Here is a 23,582-nt window from a genome sequence, read left to right as displayed (position 1 = left end):
TCCTTTACATGATACGTTTTTTCCATTCTTCAAGGGTGATGCCGCGCGTGACTTCATCGATGATTTCTTCACCCGATTTGCGGGCAGCTGGGATCGTTGCTTCCAATTTCATCCCAATTTTCTCCATGACCCGTCCAGACTTGGGATTTTGGGCATCATGTCGAGCAAAAATTCGAATCAATTCGAGTGTTTCAAAGCCGAAATGCAGCAGTGCCATTGCCGCTTCTGGCATAATCCCTTGCCCCCAATAATCGCGACTTAACGTATAACCGAGCTCAGCGATCTCTTTTTCTGATTCTACCCGCAAATCGATGGTCCCGATCATTTTTCCTGAGTCTTTTTCTTCGATCGCAAATTTTCCTAAGGGTGCAGCAACAAAATACTCGGCGATGCGCAGTTTTGTTTCTTCCACCGACCCATGTCTAGCAAAGACGAAGGTCGTCGTTTCTTCATCATTTGCATAGGCAAACATGTCCGCTGCATCCGCCAAGGAAACGGGGCGCAAGAGCAGCCTTGGTGTCTCCAACCGTTGATTTTCTGCTAACAATAGCAAATGTCGTTCTTTTGTTGTCATAGGATCCCTACTTTCTGTCAATACTCTCTCACGATCGCACCCCTCTTTTGCTATTTGCTGGATATGCTATAATAAGCATAAGTAAACGCTTTGAGGAGGATACTTCAATGTCAGACGAATTAGAAAAACGCCTTGATACAGGAATGTATGGGACGCCTCGCGTCAATCCAGATGAACAGCGCAAGTATTTAGGCACGTTTCGTGAACGGTGTTATCTTAGTATGACAGTAACAGAAATGAAGAAGAAGGACAACCAGAAAACGCTCTTGAACGCCTTACCAGATTATCAAGGAGCGCTCGTGCTGCTTAACGGAAAATTGCCAGAATCGATCCAGACCGATTACATCACTTTACTGACCAAACAACAGATGGAATTTCGGATCGTCTCCGATGCCCAAGATGCTGGTCCAGACAGTATCGGCTTGCTGATTGCTGGGAAAGAAGCCGTCAATGAAGACGTCATCGATATCGAAAAAAAATTCCCTGCAGCTGCCGCTCCATCGGATAAAGAGCAGGACCAACCAGAGAAAACGTCATTTTGGAAACGTCTTTTCCATTAAAAGGAGGAACTATCATGGAACAATCAACACCGCCCTACCTTTCATTAAAGAAAGAACTGCTTGATGCTTTGGATCTGCATATCGATTTGTTAAAAACGGCACCCACGATCGAATCCAGCCATCTAGATGGCGTATTGTTCATGATGCGCAGCTTGGGTTTTATGCTGGATCGCGCTCCGAAAGTACTCTTGCTGGAGGATAAGAATGAAATGAACTTTATGATGTTTCAATATTATAGCCTCCTGTCGGAACTGAAGTACAATCTGGTTTTAAACTTTCCCTACGCCTCGATTCAAGGTGTACCGTTATTGACCTTGATCCAACGTTTTCCTACCACGTATGAAAAAGAAATGAAACAATGGTGGGAAGCCCGAACGGGTCTCAAGGTGGAAGAAACAAAACAAACGATTGAAATCGCTGCTTTTGAATCCTAATAAAAAAACTGCACACTTTGAAAGGAACTCTCCTTCCAAAGTGTGCAGTTCTTTGCTTTTTGTACTTCCATCAGCTCTCGAAAACTTCAGGGAACAACAGGCGTAAAACAGACATAGTTAAGCGTCGGCCTTTCCCGCTGTATGGATAAACGTGCATATGCATCGCTGGGTTGAAATTGGCTTCAATGATTCCATAAGCCCCCGGTTCATTGGCTGGCTTGGTTTTATCTGGAATAATCAGATCGATTCCGCTGATAGATGCTTGTAATGCGGCTACCGCATCGACTGCTACTTGTTTGTAATCATCGTTGAAGTCATCCGTCACATCGATAGAATCACCGCCAGTACTGATATTCGAGTTTTCTCGCAAATAAACGATCTGCCCCTCTTCGGGTACTGAATCCACTTGATACCCTTGCTCTTTTAACATCAGTTGTTCCAGTTCCCCTAATTGGATCAGTTCTAATGGGGTCCGATGATGGGTGCCGCGCAATGGATCAAGATTTTTCTCTGCGACGAGTTCCGTGATCGTGCGCTTGCCGTCACCCACGACATTGGCAGGGATACGTAGTAAAATCGCATCGACTCGCCCATCGATCACGAAGAACCGATATTCCGTCCCTGACAAAAAAGTCTCAACGAGGATCGAATCATCTTCCGCAAAGGCAATGGCGACCGCCGCTTGATAATCCGCTAAAGAGGCACCTTCTTTGAAAATCGAGATACCGATCCCATAGTTGGTGGTTTTCGGTTTTACCACAAACCCGCTGTGGGCAATCTGAGGATAAAACGCGATCGCTTCTTCTGCCGAAGCGAACTCAGCGCCACTTGGTACATGAAAACCATTTTCGGCTAAGATTTTTTTAGTGACCGTTTTATTCGCCATGATCAATGGGACGATGTACTGATCCTTACTGGTCATATTGGCATTTTTAACATATTCGATGTGGTCTTTCACGGCTAATTTCAAGAATTGATCCGTTTCATCCAGTACCGTCACTTCGATTCCTTTTTGGATCGCATCGAACAAGAGAATCTGGGTCGACAATTCCATTGCTCGAAAGCCAGCTAATTGATACGGTTTTTCCCAAGCAGCTTGATGATACTTTTGTCCCAGCACTGTTGCTGTCTGGGCTTGACTGGTTGCTTGACTTGCTGAGAAAAGACGTCCCGCGAAGGTTCTTTCTGGTTCAGCCAGCATTTCTGAAAGCTGATCCAAAAATGGTGGATGCGGCAGCTCAAGGGCTTGGGCAAAGTCCATCATTTCAGTAATCAGCGCTTGCGCTTCTTGCTGATAAGTCAAAGGTGCAAGCGGATGTTCTAATGCGACCTGATCATTTTTCTGATTGCCCTCTTCGATCCACGCATCCGCATCGCTGCCTTCTTCTTTTGTACTTAAAAACAATAAGAAGAAATGCAAGAATGCGACTTGCTCTTTGGAAATCCCATAGCGGGCAAAGGGATCGATGTCAATATTTCTTAACTCAATATAACGGATACCCGCTGAGGCTAAATCTGCGACCCGTTTTCCCCCACGTAGACGCACTGGCGCATAAAATTCTTTTTCTTCTGAAAGCTTTCCCGTCTCCACTAATTTGGCAATATCTGCAAGATAGGTCTCTAACGAAGCGTAAGATACCTTGACGTCTTCGTGATTCGTGTACCCATAGCGGCTATTGCGAATACTACGGACTGGTTCTTGCGGTCCGTTTTCTGTCGTAAAATAATTGGCTTCTGAAGCAGGAGTCGCCCCAAAGAAATACGTCAAAAACCAGCGATAGTGCAAATAATTGCGAGTTACTTTCAAATAAAGTGCCGTTTTAAACGTCTGGAAGCTTTCCTTCGTTTCAGACAAAGCATACAGCTGCTGCAAAAAGTCTTCCGCAAATTCGAAATTGAAATGAATCCCACTGACCATTTGCTTGCGGCGACCATATGTTTTGGCTAAATAGCGGCGGTAGAGCACATCTTCAAATTGGTCTAATTTAGCAATGACGATGTCTTCTTCTTTTTCTGGTAAAGCCGGTGGCATACTCAATGGCCAGAGCATTTCTTCTGCTGACATCGAACGATACGCCACATCATGAATAGCCCCTAAAAAACGGAACAATTCATCCACGGAATCAGCAACGGGCGTAATCAGTTCCAGTTGGTTTTCGGAAAAATCCGTTTGGATATACGGATGGAAGCGTCGATTGCCTAACGTTTTAGGATGATCGGTACCTGCAAACGTCCCATCGATCCGCACCCGCTGCGCTTCACGCTCAATCCCGTAGCGTCCTTTCAATAAATAGGGAAAAAGCTCTTTATGTGATAACAATGTTTTTATTTTCATTCGACTGCCCTCTATGTTCTTCTACTAAATTTTTTCTCAAATGCTATTTCTTTCCATCTATTATAGTGAAAACTGGTGAAAAATGCAGAAATTTGCTCCTCACTTGTAATATCTCTTACTAAAATTACCAAGAATTTATAAAATACTTGAATAAATTTGATATTTACCTTCAAAATAAAGTATACTGCTTATAGAACAGTAAATTATTATGTCCATATTACTCTTTTTTGAAAGGAAGAATAGTGAATGAAGCCACTTAATCTTACCAAACGCGAACGTCAAATCATGAATATCTTTTGGAATTCAGACAAACCTCTTTCTGCAAATGACATTGCTGTCCAACAGCAAGATCTAAGCAAGAATACCATTCAAGCAGTCGTACGTAAACTAAAAAACCACGACTTATTGAAAGTAGCGGATATCGGCTACAGCGGTACTGTTTTGACTCGGTTGTATTCTCCGAATGTGACCCAAGAAGACTTCTTAGCAGCAGAATTGTCTGATCAATCTTTATTGAATTTGATTACGAACTTTATCGAAACCAATAAAGATATCGATACATTGAACAACTTGGAAAAAATGATCACTGAGCGCCAAGGGGAACTTAAGAAATAATCTTTCCCTACCGTTGAACTCGTTGTATTCTGCCTGATACTTCCCAAAGTTTTTAGACAGTGCAGAAGAAAACGAAGTCTTCAAACTGCTTTTCCTGATTTTTGGCAAAGTCGTGCATCGCTGTACCCACATTTGCCACGCCAAGTGTTCTCAGCTTTACGTCACAAGTCAAGCTCGTGGAAAGAGACGACGACCCGTTTTCTCTTCCCTTTGATCTCACAAAAGCAACAATAAAGGAGAGCCATGTGTAGGTGTATCACCTAACACAGGGCTCTGTTTTTTTATTCTTTGATCAAGCCTTTGAATAAGCCAACGACAAATTCATTTGGATCAAATGGTTCTAAATCATTGATGCCTTCTCCGAGTCCCACTAATTTGACGGGCAGCCGCAGCTCGTTACGGATCGCCAAGACGATCCCCCCTTTGGCTGTTCCATCAAGTTTGGTTAAGACGAGACCAGAAACATCCGTCGTTTCTTTAAATTGTTTTGCTTGATTCATCGCGTTTTGACCTGTTGTTGCATCCAACACGAGCAGGACTTCATGAGGGGCCGTTGGGTCGACTCGTTGAATGATCCGTTTGATTTTTTCTAGTTCGTTCATCAAATTGACTTTGTTTTGCAAACGACCCGCTGTATCTACTAATAAAACGTCAGCATTTTCTCGTTTTGCGCGCTCCATCGCATCAAACACGACTGCTGCTGGATCGCCTCCCGCATTGCCACGAACGACTTCAACACCAGCCCGTTCACCCCAGACCACTAATTGATCGATGGCACCGGCACGGAAAGTATCCGCTGCAGCCAATAAGACTTTCTTGCCTTCGGCTTTGAATTGGTGGGCTAATTTCCCGATACTGGTGGTTTTTCCAACACCGTTCACGCCAACAAATAAAATGACGGTCAACCCTGACTGCATATTCAACTCGTTGACTTCACCGACACCTGCTTCCCCATATAGGTCAACCAATTTTTCGATGATGACATTTTGAACATCTGCCGTTTTCTTCACATTACGTAGTTTGACTTCTTGTCTCAATGCATCCGCGATCTTCATCGCCGCATCAAAGCCGACGTCTGCGCCGATCAGCGTTTCTTCCACTTCTTCGAAGAAGTCTTCGTCCACCGTACGGAAGTTGGCAAACAATTCGTTCATCCGTTGTCCAAAGGTTTTCCGTGATTTCGTCAATCCTTTGGTGTATTTATCCTGCACACTTTCTGTTTCTGGCGCTGGTTGAAGGATTGGTTCAGAAGCTGGGGTTTCCTCTGATGGTGTATCCTTAGCCACTTCAACTGGAACACTTGGTGCTTCTTCTACTTTATTCGCTGTCGTTGCTTCTTGCTGCGGGGACACTTCAGCAGTTTCTTGCTCTGCCTCCAAATCACTGGAGTCGGCGGCTTCTGCAGGTGCCACTGGTTCTGAAGCGCCTTGTTCAGCAGGAGTTTGTGCTGGCTGGCTTTCTTCTGAACGCTGTGCCTCTGGTGAGTCAGCATCAACGACTGGTTTGTCGGCTTCTTGCTCTACCTCTTTGGTTTCTCCAATCAGCGCTTTTTTGATTTTGTCAAAAAATCCCATCTTACGCACCTCCTTTTAAGACATATTCTTCAATCACTGCTGCCACACCGTCTTCTTGGTTTGAAACGGTGACCACGTCAGCCGCTTCTTTAATGATTGGCACGGCATTGGCCATCGCTACGCCAATCCCTGCATAGCGAATCATCGGCAAGTCATTTTCTTCATCACCGATCGCCATCACTTCTTCTTGCTTGATCCCTAAATCTTGCGCCAATAGGCTGATACCATAAGCTTTGGTGATTCCTTTAGGCATAAATTCCAACAGGTTATTCCGGCTTTTGATGATTTCATATTTCTCGCGGATCTCTGAGGAAATCTCAGGGATCTTAGGATCCAAGACTTCCTGATGGTAGGCGATCACCGCTTTATTATAGAGCATCGATTCATCAAGATCAGCTACGGCAAAAGGACGACAATCCAATAAAGGATTTAACGAGCCATAAATCGATGGATGCGCTGCTGAAGTGGGTAAACTCAAGACGATCTCTTCGGATACCACGTCTAGAGGCAAATTCAAGTCTTCCGCTACTGAAACCAATTCATGGATATCTGCCAGCTGCATCGCTGCTTTTTCAATAATCTCGCCAGTCTCATTTTTTTGAACCAAACCGCCGTTAAAGGTGATACTATAGTCGCCGGGTTCTTTCAGCGATAATTCTTCTAAGTACGGACGGATCGCCCGTAATGGACGTCCCGTACAAATGACGATTTTTACGCCTTGTGCTTTGGCACGAGCAAGTACCTCTTTGTTGCGAGGAGTCACTTCTTTTTTGTCATTCAATAACGTTCCGTCTAAATCGATCGCAATCAGTTTAATCATATCATTCCTCCTCTATGCTTGATCTGCTGCAAAACTACCGCCTTCACGCACTTCTTCTAAGCGCACGGACACGGTCTTCGACACTCCAGATTCTTGCATGGTCACACCATACAACACATCTGCTGCCTCCATCGTTCCTTTACGGTGAGTTACGACGATAAACTGTGTATCATTTTGGAAAGCACTCAAGTAATGACCGAAACGAGAGACATTGGCTTCATCCAATGCTGCTTCCACTTCGTCAAGCACACAAAACGGTACTGGACGAACTTGAATAATGGAAAACAATAACGCAATCGCAGTCAGTGCCCGTTCGCCCCCTGATAGCAAGCTGAGGTTTTGCAATTTCTTGCCCGGTGGTTGGGCTTCGATCTCGATCCCAGTGTTCAATAAATCTTTCGGATCTGTTAAGACTAATTCCGCATGACCGCCGCCAAACATATTAGGAAATACTTGTTTGAATTGCAAACGGATCGCATCGAAGACTTCGCCGAAACGGGTTTTGACTTCTTCATCCATTTCAGACATCGTATCAAACAGCTGTGCTTTAGCCGACAGCAGATCGTCTCGCTGACTCGTCAAGAACAAATGCCGTTGATTGACTTGCTCATATTGTTCGATCGCATTTAAATTGACTGGACCAATTTGCTCGATCGCTTGTTTTAGTTCCTGAATGTCGACTTTGGCTTGTTCTGCATCCTCAATTTCAGGGAAATCTTGCGCTGCCTTTTCAAAGGTGAGATTGTATTCTTCTTGTAAATACAACAAACGATTATCCATCACCAATTCTGCGCGATTTTTTTCGATCTCAACTTCGGTTTTTTCTGACAGCTTTTCTTTTTGCGTTAAGTTTTCAGCACTCAGGGCTTCGTCTAATGCGCCGATTTCTTGTTGAACGACTTGACGTTGTTCACGAATCACCGTCAATTCCGCTGTTACCTGCTGCTTGGTTTTTGTGAAGGCTTCAATTCGCTGAAGAATGCTTTCTTCTGAAAACTCATGATCGCTGACGTTGCTTGTCAAGGCAGCTAACTGCCGTTCTAAGGAGAGTTGACGCGCTTCGTTTTCTTCTAATGCTTGATTCGTAGCGGCAATTTTTTGCTGCAAATGCGCCACTTGTTCTTTTTGAACTGCGAAAGCTGCCTGCAAGCGCGCACTTTCTTGTGCTAAGGTTTGGCGTTTTTCCTCGATCAAGTCTTCTTCGGCATTCATTTGATGAATATCTTGGTCGATTTTCGCCAATTGCGCTGCAATATTCTTTTGCTGTTCTTCCAAGCTCGTCTTCTTCTCATCATATTCCTCAAAGAAGGCTTGCACTTCGCGATGTTCAAAATCAAACACTTGCTGCTCTTGCTTCAAGCGGCTCAGGTCATTCTCAAGATTTTGTAAGCGGCTTTGCAGCTCATGCTCCGTCATGCGAGCCTGTTCTCCTTGCGTCCGCAATTCTTCTAATGCTGCTTGTGCTTCTTTGGTCGCTGCTTCAAAATGCTGGACTTGCTTTTCCGTTTTTAAAAGCCGCTCATCCAGTTGCGCCGCTTGTGCCGTCAATTGTTGCAGCTCGTTGCTTTGGCTAAACAAACTACCGGCATTTTTCTTCGTTGCGCCACCCGTCATGGAACCGCCAGCATTCATGACATCCCCTTCTAAGGAAACGACCCGATAGCTATAGTTCAATGCCCGTGCTAACGCATTGGCACTTTGCAAGTCTTCGGCAATCAAGATACTGCCTAACAAGTTATCCGTAATCGTTTGGACGTGTTCGGGCGACTGGACCAATTCGCTGGCAACGCCGATAAATCCAGACACTTGCTTGGCTTGATTGCGGGCATAATCTGGCAAATGACGGGCTTTGATGGTCGTCAGCGGTAGGAAGGTTGCACGCCCCCCGCGATTTTCTTTCAAATACGTGATGGCTGCTCGCGCATCCCGCTCATTTTCAACGACGACATGCTGTGCAGCGGCGCCTAATGCGGTCTCGATCGCCACGGTATAGTCTTGCGGCACATCGATCAACTCCGCTACTGCGCCAACGATACCGCTGATCCGCTGTTTGTTTTTCAAAATCAAGCGAACGCCTTGATAAAAGCCGCTATAATTTTCTTGAATGTCTTGCAGACTACGCTGTTTCGCTCGTACCTGCTGCACTTGACTCATTAACTGATACATTTTCTTTTGTTCTTCATCAAAGCGTTTTTTGTTGGTCTGAGCTTTTTCTTGAAGATGGATGTATTGCTTGCGTTGTTCTTCTAAAATCGCTTTAGCCTGCGTCAGCTGCTCTTCCACGATTTGCGCTTCCGTCGTCTTTTCTTTCAACGACGTATTCATTTGCGTCTGCTTGCTTAGCGCCGTTTGATTTTTCGCGGCTTCTTGTTGGTATTGACGCTCCAAGTATTTCAATTCGTTTCCAATCGTTGCCTGCTCCTGCATGGCTTCAACATATTGGCTACGCAACTCTTCAATGATTTCTTTTGCTGAACGTTGGTACTTTTCTTGCTCTTGCTGACACGCCAGCATCGCTGCTTCAACTTCCTGCACACTACGATTCTTTTGTGAAAGCAAGCCGATCAGTTCCGTTTTTTCTTCATTTAAAAGTGTGACCCGCTCTGTGACTTCCTCTAAAGTTTCTTGGTATTCGGCAGAACTTTTTTGCGTATGCTTTGAACGTTCATCCAAGACTTCTTTTTGCCCTTCGGCTTGCTTCAGTCCTTCGGTGACCTCTAAAAGCTGCTGATTCAAACGCTCCAACGTTTCATCAAAAGCAGTACGTTGTTGCCGCAAAGAATGTAGCGACAGTTCCCCTTGGTTGATCTTTTCGGAAATCTGCGCCAGTTCTTGGTTAAAGGTACTCAGTTGAGCTTTGGCTGTCTCCCACGCTTCTTTTGCTTTCGTGATCTCTAAGACCGCATAGGCCACATCGACCGTCGTCAATTTTTCTTTTAACGCTAAAAAGCGGTTGGCTGCTTCACTTTGGGCTGCCAGAGGCACCAACTGATCTTCTAGTTCATAAATGATATCTTGTAGACGGCTTAAATTGTCTTCAGTTTCAAACAATTTTTGCTCGGCTTTCTTTTTCCGCTGTTTGTATTTCAATACCCCCGCCGCTTCTTCAAAAATCCCACGACGGTCTTCTGGTTTGCTGCTGAAAATTGCTTCTACCTTGCCTTGGGAAATGATCGAAAATGATTCTTTCCCCAACCCAGAGTCCATAAACAGCTCTTGGATATCCTTTAAGCGGCAAGCTTGTTTATTTAAGAAAAAGTCGCTTTCGCCGGTTCTTCTCAAGCGGCGAGTCACGCTGATCTCACTGTAATCCATCGGCAAGTAATGATCGCTATTGTCTAAAACGATCGTCACTTCCGCTATATTTAGCGCTCTGCGGGTGTCAGAACCTGCAAAAATAACATCAGGCATTTTGCCACCACGTAGATTTTTGGCAGATTGTTCTCCTAAAACCCAACGAATCGCTTCGGTAATATTGCTCTTGCCGCTGCCATTTGGTCCGACGACTGCAGTCACTCGATGTTCGAAATCAATGACTGTGCGGTCGGCAAAGGATTTAAAGCCGGCAATCTCTATTCGTTTTAAATACACTCCGCCAGTCCTCTCTTACTGTTCAAGATCCGCCAAGGCATTCGCAGCGGCGTCCTGTTCTGATAATTTCTTCGATTTTCCTTGTCCTTTTCCGATCAAGGTATCATCGCAATAGACTTCCGTCCAAAAAATCCGTTCATGGGCGGGGCCTGCTTCTTTGATCAAACGATAATTGATGGAAACATCGCCGCCACGCTGCAAGACTTCTTGCAAGCGGGTCTTGTGATCCATCTCATGGGAAAAAGCACCTGCTTTTACTTTTGGAAAAACAACTTTCGTCAAAAAGCCGCTGACACTTTCCAGTCCTTGGTCCAAGTATAACGCACCTAAAAAGGCTTCAAATAGATCACAAAGCAAAGAAGGTCGTTTACGACCGCCAGAGTTTTCTTCCCCTTTGCCTAGACGAATGTATTCATCGAATCGGCAATCTTTGGCAAACATGGATAAACTGTCTTCGCGAACGATTGCCGCCCGTAGCTTCGTCAGCTTACCTTCGGGCAGATCTGGCAATTCACGATACAAATACCGTGAAACGATCAACTCTAAGACAGCATCGCCCAAAAACTCTAAACGTTCGTTATCTGACAAGTGCAAGTTGCGGTGCTCATTCACATAAGATGAATGCGTAAACGCTTGTTCAAGCAGATCTACATCATGGAACACAATATCAAACTTTTCTTTTAGTTCTTTCGTTAATTGTGTATTCATTTGTCACATTCCTTCATTAGTTTATCGACACTTCCCTATTATACTGGTTTTTGCCGAATTATGAAATGTTTCCTCCAAATTCTTGGAAAGACTGTAATAAAATTTTATTTACTTAATCTTCTCCTGTATAAAAAAGCCTGTTTTCCTCAGATACCCGCAAAAAAACAGAAAAAAAGACGTCCTGGAAAGGACGTCTTTTCATCGATCATTGATTAACGAGATTCAGCTGTAACTGAAATTGTTGCCCAAGGATTGTAATTCACATCATAAGCCCATGTGAAGTCTTTGACGCGATTTGATACAGGTAACACCGCACTACGGTAAAGTGTTGGGATAACAAACGCTTCATCAGCAGCATATTCTTGCCATGCATCAAATGCTTCTTTACGTTTTGCTTCGTCAAACGAATCTTTTGAATCGATTGCTTCTAGCAATTTCGTATTTTCTTCTGATTCAAAACGAGTGTAGTTGAACGCAGAGTTAGGTCCATACAAGCCCATTGGTGATGGGTCATAACCAGTATTCCATGCACCTTGGTAAACATCAATCTCAGGATCATCATTTTCCAATTTGTCATAGAATGCTTGGAAGTCGATCAAGCGACCTGTTGTGTATTGTACATCAAGTCCGATTTCATTCCATTGTTGGATGTAGTAATCTGCTAATGGTTGTGCTGTTTCGCCACCTGACATTGAAGCAAAGTTAATGGTTAATTTCTCACCATTTTTGTCTTCACGCATACCGTCGCCATCGACATCTTTGTAGCCAGCATCATCAAGTAATTGATTTGCTTTGTCGATGTTTAAAGTATAACCTTCAACATCTGTATTGTGTAATGAGCCAAATACTGGTGGGATCAATGTCGTTGCATTTGTACGCAAGCCATTGTAGAAACGGCTTCCGACAGCATCATTATCTAATGCATAACCCATTGCTTGACGCAATGACTTGTCAGCCATTTTTGAATCAGGATTGTATTCAACTTTTCCTTCATCGGCATTCCATTTACCTAATTTGAAACCTAAATAAGTGTAAGCAGTATCTGTTCGGCCTAAGATTTGATAACCGTCAGTATCTTTATAAGTAGGATACGTATCTGTCGGCATTGATAAAGCCATATCATATTGTTTTGCGTTCATCGCTTCAACAATAGATGAAGTTGGAACTGCTTTAAATGATAATTTATCTAGTTTTGGCTTATCTCCATAATAGTATTCGTTTGGAACGTACTCTACGGATTCACCAGCTACGATATTTGACATTACATAAGGTCCGAAGACGATTGGATTTTTACGAACTTGATCGCTTGATTCCATATCTTTGACTTCGATTCCTTCAAAGGCGTGTTTTGGTAATGCTGAAGCCCAAATACCACCACCTGCTTGCATCATACCAGGGTGAACTTCTTTGTATTGAATTTTAACGACTTTGTCACTTTCTTTGGTGATACCAGAAATAGTATCAGCTTTACCATCATGGTAATCTTCCATACCAACAATGTTAGTAAAGTTACTATCATAACGAATACCAGTATAATCTTTGTTACCAATTACTTCGTAAGTGAAGATGATATCATCTGCCGTAACATCTTCGCCATCAGACCATTTCAGGTTGTCGCGTAAAGTAATTGTTGCTGCGTTGTTGTCTTCATCTAGCTCAAGGTTTGCAGCCCCGCCGTCAACAATTTTGAAATCAGCGTCATTGACGAATAAACTTTCATTACTTGGCAACATAAATTGTGCATCATAGTTATCTTGATAAAATTCTGTTTGGAACAACCCTTGGAATTGCGTATCCATCACTACTGCAACATCCAAAGTACCACCTTCGATTGCCTCTGCATCATTGCTAACTTCGATTGGGAAGTTGCTTACATCTTCCGTATCGTTTGCTGCATTGCTGCCGCCACCAGAAGAATCGGTTCCGCCGCCGTTGCTGCCACAAGCTGCCAATGCTAACACTGACAAAAGAGTGACCATACCAAAAATATTTTTCTTCATCCTGTATCCTCCTTGTTTATCCTAGTCGTTGACGCGCATCCGCTGAACGCTTAAATGCTTGACCAACGTAATTGATACTCAACATCAAGACTAAAATTAGAATTGATGCGGGTAACCAGATCCACTGTCTGTTGACCAGCACATCACCGCTGCTGGCATATCCGATCAGCGTTCCTAAACTTGGAACATTGGTCGGCAGACCAAAACCTAAGAATGTTAGTGTCGTTTCAATACCGATATTCGCTGCAAAGTTCATTGTTAAGTTGGTGATGATCAATGAGCTAAGATTCGGCATGATTTCGCGGAACATGATGACAAAGTCATTGGTTCCAAGGGTTTTCGATGCACTAACATAGTCGCGACGGCCTTCTGAAAGGGTCTTACTTCGGAAGAGCCTTGCTTTTCCGACCCAGTAAAAGGCACTCATGACCCATATAAAGGTCCAAACGTTGTAACGAGGTACGATCGATACGATAACGATAATGATCAACATGATCGGCAAAATCATAACAAAGTCAACGATACGCATCAAAATGTTATCAATGATGCCACCATAGTAACCTGAAATGATCCCTAGTCCGACCCCAACGATCGACGTAATGATCGTGATTGAAAAACCAATCAAGATTGAGTTACGCGCACCGATGATCAATTGTCCCCAAACATCACGGCCACCTTCATCCGCCCCTAAAAGGTAGGTGCCGCCGTTTGGCGAAATCGCGCCGGGTACAGCGTATTTATCAAGGATGCTGACACGCATCACTTGTGATTGGTCGATAACTGCTGAGCCGATAAACACGAACAATAAAACTGCGACTAACAAAACTAATGAAAAGATCGCCATTTTATCTTTTAAGAATTCGCGAAAAATCATTTTTAATCCCATAGGCGGGATGCTCTCTTGTTTTAGTACTTTTTCTTTCTTTTCAGACACATTTATCCCCTCCTATTACTGGATTCTGATTCTTGGATCGACAATACTCATGATGATATCTGATAGCAGCGTACCGATCAAGGTCGCTAGTCCTAAGATCAATGTCAGTGAAGTGATCACGGCATAGTCCCGTTGGACGATACTATCGATAAACAGTTTTCCGACACCTGGGTAAGCGAAGATTTTCTCAATGACCACAGAACCTGCGATCAATGAAGTGATCTCGTAGCCCATTTGTGATGCGATCGGCAACGATGCATTACGGAAAACGTGACGTGAGAAGACTTTATTCGTTGGTACCCCTTTTGAACGAGCGGTACGAACGAAATCCAATGATTTCGAATCAATGACTTCACTTCGCAAGTATTGGATCGTCACTGCTGTTCCTAATAATGCAGAAGTGATCGCCGGTAATAGTAGGTGATACAAGCGACTCCAAAACTCAGCCATGCCGCTGACCCCCGGTGCAACGGAACCACCCGTTGGGAACCAAGCCAATCGGTAACCGAAGATGAACAATGCGATCAACGCAAAGATAAACAACGGTACGGCGAAACTGAAGAAGTTGTAAACAACGACGACTTTATCAAGCAATGAATTTTGGTAACGTCCTGCCCACATCCCTAAAGGAATGGCAATCACGTAAGTCAAAATGACCGTCAATAAAGATAACCACAATGTATTGCTGATACGTCCTGCTAATAACGTTGAAACAGGTAATTTAAAGATGAAACTTTGACCAAAGTCCCCTTTTAAGGCATTTCCGATCCAACGGAAATACTGGGTATACCATGGGTCATTCAAACCAGCGGCTTCACGCATCCGCTCAATAACAGCTGGATCTTGGTTTGGATTGATCAAACCAGTAAATGGATCCCCAGGCATTGCTTGTGCGATCAAGAAAATCAAGATACTCAAAATAATGACTTGCGGGATCATCAACAACAAACGACGTAGAATTGTTTTCCACATTATTCAGCACCCCCGTTTTTCAATGCGACTTGGTGCGACTCGGTGATTTTACGCAAGTCATACACTCTGCCAGTTTCGTCGTAGTAATCTTTTTGATGGGTCACATATTCCAACTCGACCTTGCGGCGGTTTTCTTTGTGAGCATCGCGATTTTTTACGTCGATTTGAGGAATCGCTGATAATAAACGTTTTGTATAGATGTGACGCGGGTCTTGATAGATGTCTTCCCGTGTCCCGATCTCAACGAAGCGGCCTTTGTACATGATGGCGATATTGTCACACATGTGTTTTACGACCCCTAAGTCATGAGAGATAAATAAGAAACTTAAGCCAAATTCTTGCTGGATCCGTTTCATAAAGTTCAGTACCTGCGCTTGCACGGATAAGTCAAGGGCTGAAACCGGCTCATCGGCGACGATCAGTTTTGGATTGGATGCTACCGCGCGGGCAACCCCTAACCGTTGACGTTGTCCGCCAGAGAATTCATGAGGATATTTGTATAGGGCATCTTCTGGCATCCCAACGATATCCAGAAGGCTTTTCACTCGTTTTTTCTCTTCTTGATCGCTTAAGCGTTCAAAGTTGCGTAATGGTTCGGCGATAATGTCTACCACGCGTTTTTTAGGATTCAAGCTGGACATTGAATCTTGGAAAATCATTTGGACATCTTTGTTGTAGTTCATTTTCTTGCGGACGGAACGTTTGGTCACGTCTTGCCCATCATAAATGATTTCGCCACTGGTGATTTTTTCTAACCCAACGATGGCTTTCCCCGTCGTGGATTTACCAGAACCAGACTCACCAACCAATCCGTAGGTTTTTCCTTTTTCTATGACGAAGTCCACACCGTCAACGGCATACACATGGTCCGTGACGCGGTTGAAAAATCCGCTGCGAATAGGATAGTGGACTTTCAGATCTTTAATTGTAATTAATTCTGTCATCTACACTTCTCCTTCTTCGTCTCTAAAATGAAAATGCTTGTAGCATGTGCAACGGACCAAATGATCAGGTGCTACTTCATGCAAGACTGGGTTTGCTTCGTGGTCGCTTTCAGGAATCCAAGGAATCCGTGCGGCAAACCGACAACCCGTCCGTGGCATATTTTTCAATGAAGGAACTACGCCTTCGATCACGTGCAGTTCACTGTCTTGTGAATTTTCTTGAGGGATCGAGTTAAGCAATGAGCGGGTGTATGGATGTTTCGGATTGGCAAACAACTCTTCGGCTGTTGCGACTTCCACAAACTGACCCCCGTACATCACGGCTACTCGGTCGGCCATCTCTGCTACGACACCTAAATCGTGGGTGATCAAAATGATCCCCGTCTGTGTTTCTTCTTGCAAATCTTTTAGTAGATCAAGGATCTGTGCTTGGATTGTCACGTCCAACGCGGTCGTTGGTTCATCGGCAATAATGATTGGTGGTTTACAAGCAATCGCGATCGCAATGATGACCCGCTGACGCATCCCACCAGACAATTCATGAGGGTATTGACGTCCTACTCGCGGTGGATTGGGAATCCCCACTTGTTCTAATAATTCTAATGCTCGTGCTTGACGCTGTTCGGCGGTCATATCCGTATGGTAGGATAACCCTTCTTTGATTTGATCTTCGATCCGCATCAAAGGATTCAGTGCAGACAATGGATCTTGGAAAATCATCCCTATATCATTTCCGCGAATTTTGTTGTACAGCGTTTCGTTTAAGTTTGACAAGTTTAAATCTTTATATAAGATTTCTCCGGTGATTTTCGTGTTGTTTGGGTCATGCAGCCCCATGATCGTTGTAGCTAACGTACTCTTGCCGCAACCAGATTCTCCTACGATCGCTAAGATCTCATTGCGATCCAGTGTAAAAGAAATACCATCTACTGCGTCATAGTAATCGTCTTTAATACGAAAACCTGTGTGAAGGTTTTGAACATCTAGTAATTGATTATCTCTGGACAATCGAATACCCCTCTCTACTTTCTAAGATGTCTTGCAATTTAATGTAAAAAAAGAAGGAACATGCATTTCATTTCCAAAAGCTTTCTTAACATTGTATAATATATTCTTAATAATTATATAGAAATGCCACCAATAATGCAAGTCCCAGAAAAGTTAATACACTGAATTTTCAGAAAATTTACATTATGCTTTCAACGCCGTCATGTCAGGTTTAACGACCGTTTTTTAGATTTCACTACCAAAGAAAAGCCGCTCAAAATCACTGCGGATCAATTATGAGAAAGAAAGAGCTAAGTCATCTAGGACTTAGCTCTTATGTCTGTCTTAAGCAAGATGGCTTGAAATATAATCAACCGCTCCACCGACTGTTTCGATCTGCTCGGCATCTTCATCAGAAATCTCGGTACCAAATTCATCTTCTAGTTCAAGGACGAATTCCATCACACTGATCGAATCAGCGTTCAAGTCGTCTTTAATGCTCATCGTATCCGTTACGTTCTCTGCGTCAATTTCAAAATGATTGGCGATCACGACCGCAACTTTCTTGAATACTTCATCTCGTGTCAACTGGCTTCACCTCCACGCGTTTGCACAAAACATAGAATGGCTAACAAACATTGTACTGCTTTCTATGCTTTTTGTCTAGATATTTTTGCAATTTCATTACAATCATTGCATTATGATTGCGTTTCGTCTTTGTCAGTCGGCATTTCTTCAAAATGGGCGACCAATTGTGCCACGACATCTGTCGCTAACATCGTATGGATCTGCTTGATGGTGTACGCCACCGCTTCTGGTCCTGTCGCACCATGGGTTTTGATGACTGGGGCTTTCAACCCAAACAATACGGCACCGCCGTGTTTCGCATAATCCATTTCATTTTTCACTTTCCGCAACGCATCTTTTAATAATAATGCGCCTAATTTCCCTTTGGCACCGGAATCGAGAATCGATTGTTTCAACAGCGCCATCAAATTCAAGGCGGTTCCTTCGATCGATTTCAAAACAGCATTTCCAGTAAAGCCATCTGTCACGACGACGTCAGCTGCACCATCCAATAATTCCCGAGCCTCGACATTGCCGATAAAGTGGATCGTCGGGTCTTGCGAAAGCAGTTCAAAGGCTTTTTTCGTTAATTCACTGCCTTTGGTTTCTTCCGTTCCGTTATTTAACAAGCCGACCCGTGGTCGATTGATCCCGCGAACTTTTTGGGCATAAAAGGACCCTAAGACGGCATAGTTTGCCAAATGTTCTGGTTTATTGTCGGCATTGGCACCTAGATCCAGCATATCAAAGCCGGCATCTTTGCCGATCACTGGCATTGTGGACATCAATCCGGGACGGTCGATCCCTTTGATCCGACCGACGATAAACAAACCAGCCGCTAATAAGGCACCAGTATTTCCAGCTGAAAAAATCGCATCTGCCTCACCATTTTTGACCGCTTGTGCTGCCAAGACCATTGAGGCGGTTTTTTTTCGTCTGATCGCTTTGACAGGCTCATCATCACTATTGATTTTTTCATCCGTGTGGATAATGGTGACATTTTTATCATCCGTCATGTATTTTTTGATTTCATTTTCTTTTCCGTAAAGGAGGAATTCAATCTCTGGAAAGTCTTTTTTTGCCAGCATGACTCCTTCTACGATCGCTTTTGGGGCGTTATCTCCGCCCATTGCATCAACAGCAATCCGCATCTCGCTGCCACTCCCTTCATTTTCCCAATCAGTATAGCATATTCTTTAATCAAAAAATTGTTTGTCTGCTTTTTTTGCTGCTAAATAGTTCGCCAATGCCGAAAATTCTGGCAACAGCTGCCAGCCATTTTTTTGCCAAAGCTGGGCAGCTTCGACTTGTGCCACTTCTAGAATATGGGCATCCGCGACCAAATCGGCAGCCGCAAACTCTGGCAAGCCCGATTGTCGATTGCCGAAGACTTCTCCTGGTCCTCGCAACTGCAAATCTTTTTCGCTGACTACAAAGCCGTTGGTGGTTTCTGTCATGATCTTCATTCGCTCGACCCCTGTCTCGTTCTTGGGGTTTGCGATCAATATACAGTAAGAAGCATCGGCACCGCGCCCTACCCGTCCACGCAATTGATGAAGCTGGGCTAACCCGAAGCGATCGGCGTCAATGATCAGCATCACTGTCGCATTGGGGACATTGACCCCTACTTCGATGACCGTCGTGGAAACCAAGATCTGCAGTTGATTTTCTTTGAAAGCTTCCATGATGCTGTCTTTTTCTTGATTCTTCATTTTCCCATGCAGCATCCCCACTTGATAAGTAGGAGAAAAGTAACTTTGCAGCTGCTCATAAATCTCCGTGGCATTCTTGACATCCAGCATTTCGGATTCTTCGATCAAAGGACAGATGACATACATCTGATGCCCTTGTGCCAATTCTTTTTGCGCCCACTCTAAGATCGATTCAAACTGCGGCGGACGGACCCAGCGAGTCTCTACAGGAATCCGTCCTGCTGGCATTTCATCGATCACCGAAACATCCATTTCGCCATAAGCCGTGATCGCTAACGTACGAGGGATCGGCGTGGCGGTCATAAAGAGCACATCAGGCAGATAGCCTTTTTCCCGTAAGACTTTTCGCTGATTGACCCCAAAACGGTGTTGTTCATCGGTGATGACTAAGCCTAGATGTGCAAAATCCACCCCTTCTTGAATCAGCGCATGGGTCCCAACGATGATGTCGATCTCCCCAGCTGCTAATTGTTCTAAGATGACCCGCCGTTCTTTTGGTTTGGTCGAGCCTGTCAAAAGAGCGGTGGTCACTTCTAAGGGGTCAAAGAGCTGATTCAAGCTTTCTAGGTGCTGCTGAGCCAAAATCTCAGTCGGCACCATCAGTGCGCCCTGAAAGCCAGCCGTCATCGTGGCATAAAGGGCGATCGCCGCCACGACTGTTTTTCCGCTTCCTACGTCTCCTTGCAAGAGTCGCTGCATGTGCTGCGGACTTTTCAGGTCATGGCAGATTTCATTGGTCACGCGCTTTTGCGCATTCGTCAATTCAAAGGGCAGTTTACGAGTAAACTCTTTCAAGCGTTGCACATCATAATCGATCGCCAAGCCGTTTTTCTCGGCTTTTTCACTTTTCTTCAGTCCTTGGATCTGCATTTGGAACAAAAAGAACTCTTCAAAAATCACCCGACGCTTCGCTTGATGACTCTCTTGCGGATCTTTGGGAAAGTGCATCGCAAACATCGCGGATTTCCGATCCAACAAGCGATATTTTTCGATCAATGACAAAGGCAAGATCTCTGTGATCTGATCACCAAAATCAAGGAATGCCTGTTTGATCAGTTCGATCAACACACTTTGACGCACGGCTTTATTGACATGATAAATGGGGGCAAAGTCTTCTGCGCTCTTGCTGCCAAGAATTTTCATTCCCGTCAGTCCTTTGCGTTTGGCGTCCCATTTGCCATAGACGGCGATCTCTTCTGAGACCTCTACTTTGTCCTTCAAATAAGGCTGATTGAAAAAGGAGACATTAAAGACATCGTGGTCTTGCATCATGCGAAATTGCAACCGACTCTTCTTATAGCCAAAGCGATTGACGACCGGCGGGGAAACGACGATCCCCTTGATCGTTACTTTTTCTTGGTCTTGAATCTCCGCTAATTGCCGTTCTTGAATGTCTTCATAACGAAACGGATAATACTTCAGCAGGTCTTCAATGGTTTCGATCCCTAAACTCGCCAAGTCTTGGGCGCGTTTTTCTCCGACACCCTTTAATACCGTAAGTGGCTGATTCAGCATAGGTACCCTCCTTTTCCAAAGTGATTTTGTTTATTGCAGAGATTCCTGCATTCATAGAAAAAGACGGAGCCAAAAATCATCTACGATTTTTGCCCCCGCCGCCTAATTTGTTTATTCTGCTGAGAAAAGATACGGATAAACTGGCTGATCGCCTTGATGGATCTCTACTTCGATCTCAGGATGCAGCTCAACGATCGCTTCTTCAATTTTCGCTGCTTCTTTGGCTTTGCCTTCTTCACCGATAATGATGGTGACGATCTCAGTATCTTCTGTGATCATTTTTTCTAAGGTAGTCATGGAAGCAGAGAAACGATCAGGAACAGAAACAACGATTTTGCCGTCGACCATTCCTAAGAAGTCGCCTTCTGTAATTTCGATGCCATCAATTGATGTATTACGGATCGCATGAGTCACTGATCCGCTGACAACACTTGCTAAGACATCGGTCATAGCTTGCTGATTTTCAGCTAGTGTGGATTGCTCGTGGAATGCCAGCATCGCTGTCATCCCTTGTGAGATCGTCCGTGTTTCAACAACCGCTACTGGAATTTCGGAAACTTCCGCTGCTTGCTGTGCAGCCATAAAGATGTTTTTGTTATTTGGTAGAACGATCACTTGGTCGGCATTAACTTCATTGATCGCCAACAAAATGTCTTCCGTACTTGGGTTCATCGTTTGGCCGCCACTGATGACATATGAAGCACCCAGGCTAGTGAACAACTCTTTCAAGCCTTCGCCAGCCGCGATCGCGATGATCGCAAATGGTGTCCGTGGACGTTTCACTGGTGCAGGTTTTGCACCTTGCTGGTCGTGTTCCAAAATCGTTTCATGCTGAAGACGCATGTTGTCAACTTTGATTTTCACCAATGAGCCGAATTTTTGACCATAATTCATGACTTCGCCAGGATGTTCCGTATGGACATGGACTTTGATGATCTCATCGTCGTTGACCACTAATAAGGAATCCCCTAACTCATTTAAGTAATTACGGAATGTTTCATAATCAAATTCACTATCTACAGTCGGACCTTCACCGATCTTCACCATGATTTCTGTACAGTAACCAAAGGTGATATCTTCTGTCGCTAAGTGTCCTTGAACGCTGCGATGATGTTCGGCATTGACCATTTCGTCCATAGCCGCTGGGGAAGGTTCGAAGATTTCATCGGCTGGGTATTCACCCGTCAACGCATTTAAGAAGCCTTCATAAATGAACAACAATCCTTGACCGCCGCTATCTACCACGCCGACTTCTTTTAAGACGGGCAATAGATCTGGGGTTTTCGCCAATGAACGTTTTGCACCGTGAACCACGGCTTTCATCACTTCGATACAATCATCGGTAGTTTGTGCTTTTTTCTCGCCATATTCAGCTGCGATGCGTGCCACAGTCAAGATGGTTCCTTCCACAGGTTTCATGACTGCTTTATAGGCGGTTTCTACTCCATGAGTAAAGGCTTGAGCCAATTCTGGTGCAGTGAGTGTTTCTGCGGTCGGGATAGCTTTAGAAAAACCGCGGAACAATTGAGATAAAATGACGCCAGAATTCCCACGTGCGCCCATCAATAGTCCTTTTGAAAGTGTAGCGGCAAGATCGCCGACGTTTTCTGAAGTCGCATCTGCGACCGCTTTTGCTCCACTGGTCATGGATAGATTCATGTTTGTCCCAGTGTCTCCATCTGGAACAGGAAACACATTCAATGAGTTGACAAACTCTGCATTAACTTGTAGACGAGCCGCGCCTGCCTGCACCATTTCTTGAAACTGACTTGCGCTGATATTCGTTACCTTCACTTAGATAGTCCTCCTTAAAATCATCCGCCATGAACGGATCCCTTGCCTAATCTGGCAGTACACGTACGCCTTGAACAAATACATTTACCGAGTTCGCAGATACACCTAGCATCGTTTCTAAGTTGTATTTCACTTTTTCCTGCACGTTGCGGGAAACTTCGGAAATCTTTGTTCCATAGCTGACGATCGTGTATACATCCACTGCAATGCCGTTTTCTTCTTGGCGGACAACGACACCGCGAGAATAATTTTCTTTTCGTAAAATTTCATTGATGTTATCTTTGATTTGTTTCTTGCTAGCCATACCAACAATGCCGAACACATCTGTTGCTGCGCCTCCGACCACTGTTGCAATGACTTCATTGCTGATTTCAATAATACCTGATGAGGTTTGAATTTTTACAGCCATTTTATAGCCTCCTTCAATGGGCATGACCCATCTTTCTTCTTACATATTTTATCATAGCTGTACCGCAAATAAAAGGATGAGACATATGAAAAGGGGCTTTCTGACCAAACGTCTTGCATTTCGACCTTGTTTAATTTACAATGTTTACCGGGAAAAGTCAATGTTTCTTGAAAATTACTCTTGCTTTTTTCACCTTTCTGTGATAAATTCAGATGGTATGAGCTGAAATAGCGCTCCAACATCAAGGCAAAGGAGGAAATAACCACATGGCTAAAGTTTGTTACTTTACTGGACGTAAAACTACAAGTGGAAACAATCGTTCTCACGCAATGAATGCGACAAAACGTACTGTGAAACCTAACTTGCAAAAAGTTCGCGTTATGATTGACGGAAAACCTAAAAAAGTTTGGGTGTCAACTCGTGCTTTGAAATCTGGAAAAGTTGAGCGCGTATAATTAGACCTTTTCGGCCGTTCGTTTTGAACGGCTTTTTTTGTACCCTTTTTTCTTTGGTGCGCTTTCACTTAGGTTTTCATTA

The 23,582-nt window shown here is 44.1% G+C and carries 20 protein-coding genes; 4 read left to right on the top strand and 16 right to left on the bottom strand.

Annotated features, from left to right (window positions below):
- Positions 1 to 4: 4 nt before the first annotated feature.
- Complete coding sequence (locus IGI82_RS01570) at positions 5 to 574, bottom strand: GNAT family N-acetyltransferase (RefSeq protein WP_438841728.1); 570 nt, start codon at positions 572 to 574, stop codon at positions 5 to 7.
- A gap of 107 nt (positions 575 to 681) precedes the next feature.
- Here IGI82_RS01570 and IGI82_RS01565 point away from each other — a divergent pair, with 107 nt between their 5' ends.
- Entirely contained in the window at positions 682 to 1,134 is a 453-nt protein-coding gene (locus tag IGI82_RS01565) for a YueI family protein (protein WP_005227143.1), read from the top strand.
- A 14-nt stretch (positions 1,135 to 1,148) separates the two neighbouring features.
- On the top strand, positions 1,149 to 1,568 hold the full coding sequence (locus IGI82_RS01560) for a hypothetical protein (protein ID WP_005227142.1): 420 nt from the start codon (positions 1,149 to 1,151) through the stop codon (positions 1,566 to 1,568).
- 70 nt (positions 1,569 to 1,638) lie between these two features.
- Here IGI82_RS01560 and gshAB read toward each other — a convergent pair whose 3' ends face one another.
- Positions 1,639 to 3,903: a bifunctional glutamate--cysteine ligase GshA/glutathione synthetase GshB gene (gene gshAB, locus IGI82_RS01555; protein ID WP_375819133.1), complete on the bottom strand. Its 2,265-nt coding sequence runs from the start codon at positions 3,901 to 3,903 to the stop codon at positions 1,639 to 1,641.
- 246 nt (positions 3,904 to 4,149) lie between these two features.
- Here gshAB and IGI82_RS01550 point away from each other — a divergent pair, with 246 nt between their 5' ends.
- A complete protein-coding gene (locus IGI82_RS01550; RefSeq protein ID WP_005227140.1) occupies positions 4,150 to 4,518 on the top strand; it encodes a BlaI/MecI/CopY family transcriptional regulator in 369 nt (122 codons plus the stop codon).
- A 281-nt stretch (positions 4,519 to 4,799) separates the two neighbouring features.
- Here the strand turns inward: IGI82_RS01550 and ftsY are convergent, their stop codons facing one another.
- The 14 genes from ftsY to IGI82_RS01480 all read right to left on the bottom strand — a co-directional run bounded on the left by ftsY (position 4,800) and on the right by IGI82_RS01480 (position 23,045).
- Positions 4,800 to 6,092, bottom strand: coding sequence for a signal recognition particle-docking protein FtsY (gene ftsY, locus IGI82_RS01545; RefSeq protein ID WP_438841727.1), 1,293 nt, complete (start codon positions 6,090 to 6,092; stop codon positions 4,800 to 4,802).
- A 1-nt stretch (position 6,093) separates the two neighbouring features.
- Complete coding sequence (locus IGI82_RS01540; protein WP_005227138.1) at positions 6,094 to 6,912, bottom strand: Cof-type HAD-IIB family hydrolase; 819 nt, start codon at positions 6,910 to 6,912, stop codon at positions 6,094 to 6,096.
- 12 nt (positions 6,913 to 6,924) lie between these two features.
- Positions 6,925 to 10,503, bottom strand: a complete 3,579-nt coding sequence (gene smc / locus IGI82_RS01535; protein ID WP_375819137.1) for a chromosome segregation protein SMC — start codon at positions 10,501 to 10,503, stop codon at positions 6,925 to 6,927.
- Positions 10,504 to 10,518: 15 nt separating this feature from the next.
- Entirely contained in the window at positions 10,519 to 11,211 is a 693-nt protein-coding gene (gene rnc, locus IGI82_RS01530; protein WP_005227136.1) for a ribonuclease III, read from the bottom strand.
- A 212-nt stretch (positions 11,212 to 11,423) separates the two neighbouring features.
- Positions 11,424 to 13,211 (bottom strand): oligopeptide ABC transporter substrate-binding protein, encoded by a 1,788-nt coding sequence (locus IGI82_RS01525; protein WP_016611487.1) that lies wholly within the window; start codon positions 13,209 to 13,211, stop codon positions 11,424 to 11,426.
- 16 nt (positions 13,212 to 13,227) lie between these two features.
- Positions 13,228 to 14,097: an ABC transporter permease gene (locus IGI82_RS01520; protein WP_153883525.1), complete on the bottom strand. Its 870-nt coding sequence runs from the start codon at positions 14,095 to 14,097 to the stop codon at positions 13,228 to 13,230.
- Positions 14,098 to 14,160: 63 nt separating this feature from the next.
- Positions 14,161 to 15,117 carry an oligopeptide ABC transporter permease gene (gene opp4B, locus IGI82_RS01515; protein ID WP_005227132.1) on the bottom strand — a complete coding sequence of 319 codons (957 nt, stop codon included), beginning with the start codon at positions 15,115 to 15,117 and terminating at the stop codon, positions 14,161 to 14,163.
- The gene (locus IGI82_RS01510; protein WP_315040715.1) at positions 15,117 to 16,061 is read right to left on the bottom strand and encodes an ABC transporter ATP-binding protein; all 945 of its coding nucleotides are present in this window, start codon (positions 16,059 to 16,061) and stop codon (positions 15,117 to 15,119) included. Before IGI82_RS01510 ends, opp4B begins: the two co-directional genes overlap by 1 nt.
- Positions 16,062 to 17,069 carry an ABC transporter ATP-binding protein gene (locus IGI82_RS01505; protein ID WP_005227130.1) on the bottom strand — a complete coding sequence of 336 codons (1,008 nt, stop codon included), beginning with the start codon at positions 17,067 to 17,069 and terminating at the stop codon, positions 16,062 to 16,064.
- 324 nt (positions 17,070 to 17,393) lie between these two features.
- Positions 17,394 to 17,636, bottom strand: coding sequence for an acyl carrier protein (gene acpP / locus IGI82_RS01500; RefSeq protein ID WP_005227129.1), 243 nt, complete (start codon positions 17,634 to 17,636; stop codon positions 17,394 to 17,396).
- 110 nt (positions 17,637 to 17,746) lie between these two features.
- Positions 17,747 to 18,766, bottom strand: coding sequence for a phosphate acyltransferase PlsX (plsX, locus tag IGI82_RS01495; RefSeq protein ID WP_016609182.1), 1,020 nt, complete (start codon positions 18,764 to 18,766; stop codon positions 17,747 to 17,749).
- 45 nt (positions 18,767 to 18,811) lie between these two features.
- Positions 18,812 to 20,842 carry an ATP-dependent DNA helicase RecG gene (recG, locus tag IGI82_RS01490; protein WP_015508817.1) on the bottom strand — a complete coding sequence of 677 codons (2,031 nt, stop codon included), beginning with the start codon at positions 20,840 to 20,842 and terminating at the stop codon, positions 18,812 to 18,814.
- Positions 20,843 to 20,953: 111 nt separating this feature from the next.
- Positions 20,954 to 22,636 carry a DAK2 domain-containing protein gene (locus IGI82_RS01485; protein WP_005227126.1) on the bottom strand — a complete coding sequence of 561 codons (1,683 nt, stop codon included), beginning with the start codon at positions 22,634 to 22,636 and terminating at the stop codon, positions 20,954 to 20,956.
- A gap of 46 nt (positions 22,637 to 22,682) precedes the next feature.
- Entirely contained in the window at positions 22,683 to 23,045 is a 363-nt protein-coding gene (locus IGI82_RS01480; RefSeq protein WP_005227125.1) for an Asp23/Gls24 family envelope stress response protein, read from the bottom strand.
- 266 nt (positions 23,046 to 23,311) lie between these two features.
- Here IGI82_RS01480 and rpmB point away from each other — a divergent pair, with 266 nt between their 5' ends.
- Entirely contained in the window at positions 23,312 to 23,500 is a 189-nt protein-coding gene (gene rpmB / locus IGI82_RS01475; protein WP_003128045.1) for a 50S ribosomal protein L28, read from the top strand.
- The last annotated feature ends 82 nt before the right edge of the window (positions 23,501 to 23,582 follow it).

This window comes from Enterococcus sp. AZ067 (assembly GCF_051715005.1).
Lineage (GTDB): Bacteria > Bacillota > Bacilli > Lactobacillales > Enterococcaceae > Enterococcus_D > Enterococcus_D casseliflavus.
This window is presented reverse-complemented; position numbering and strand designations above follow the sequence as displayed.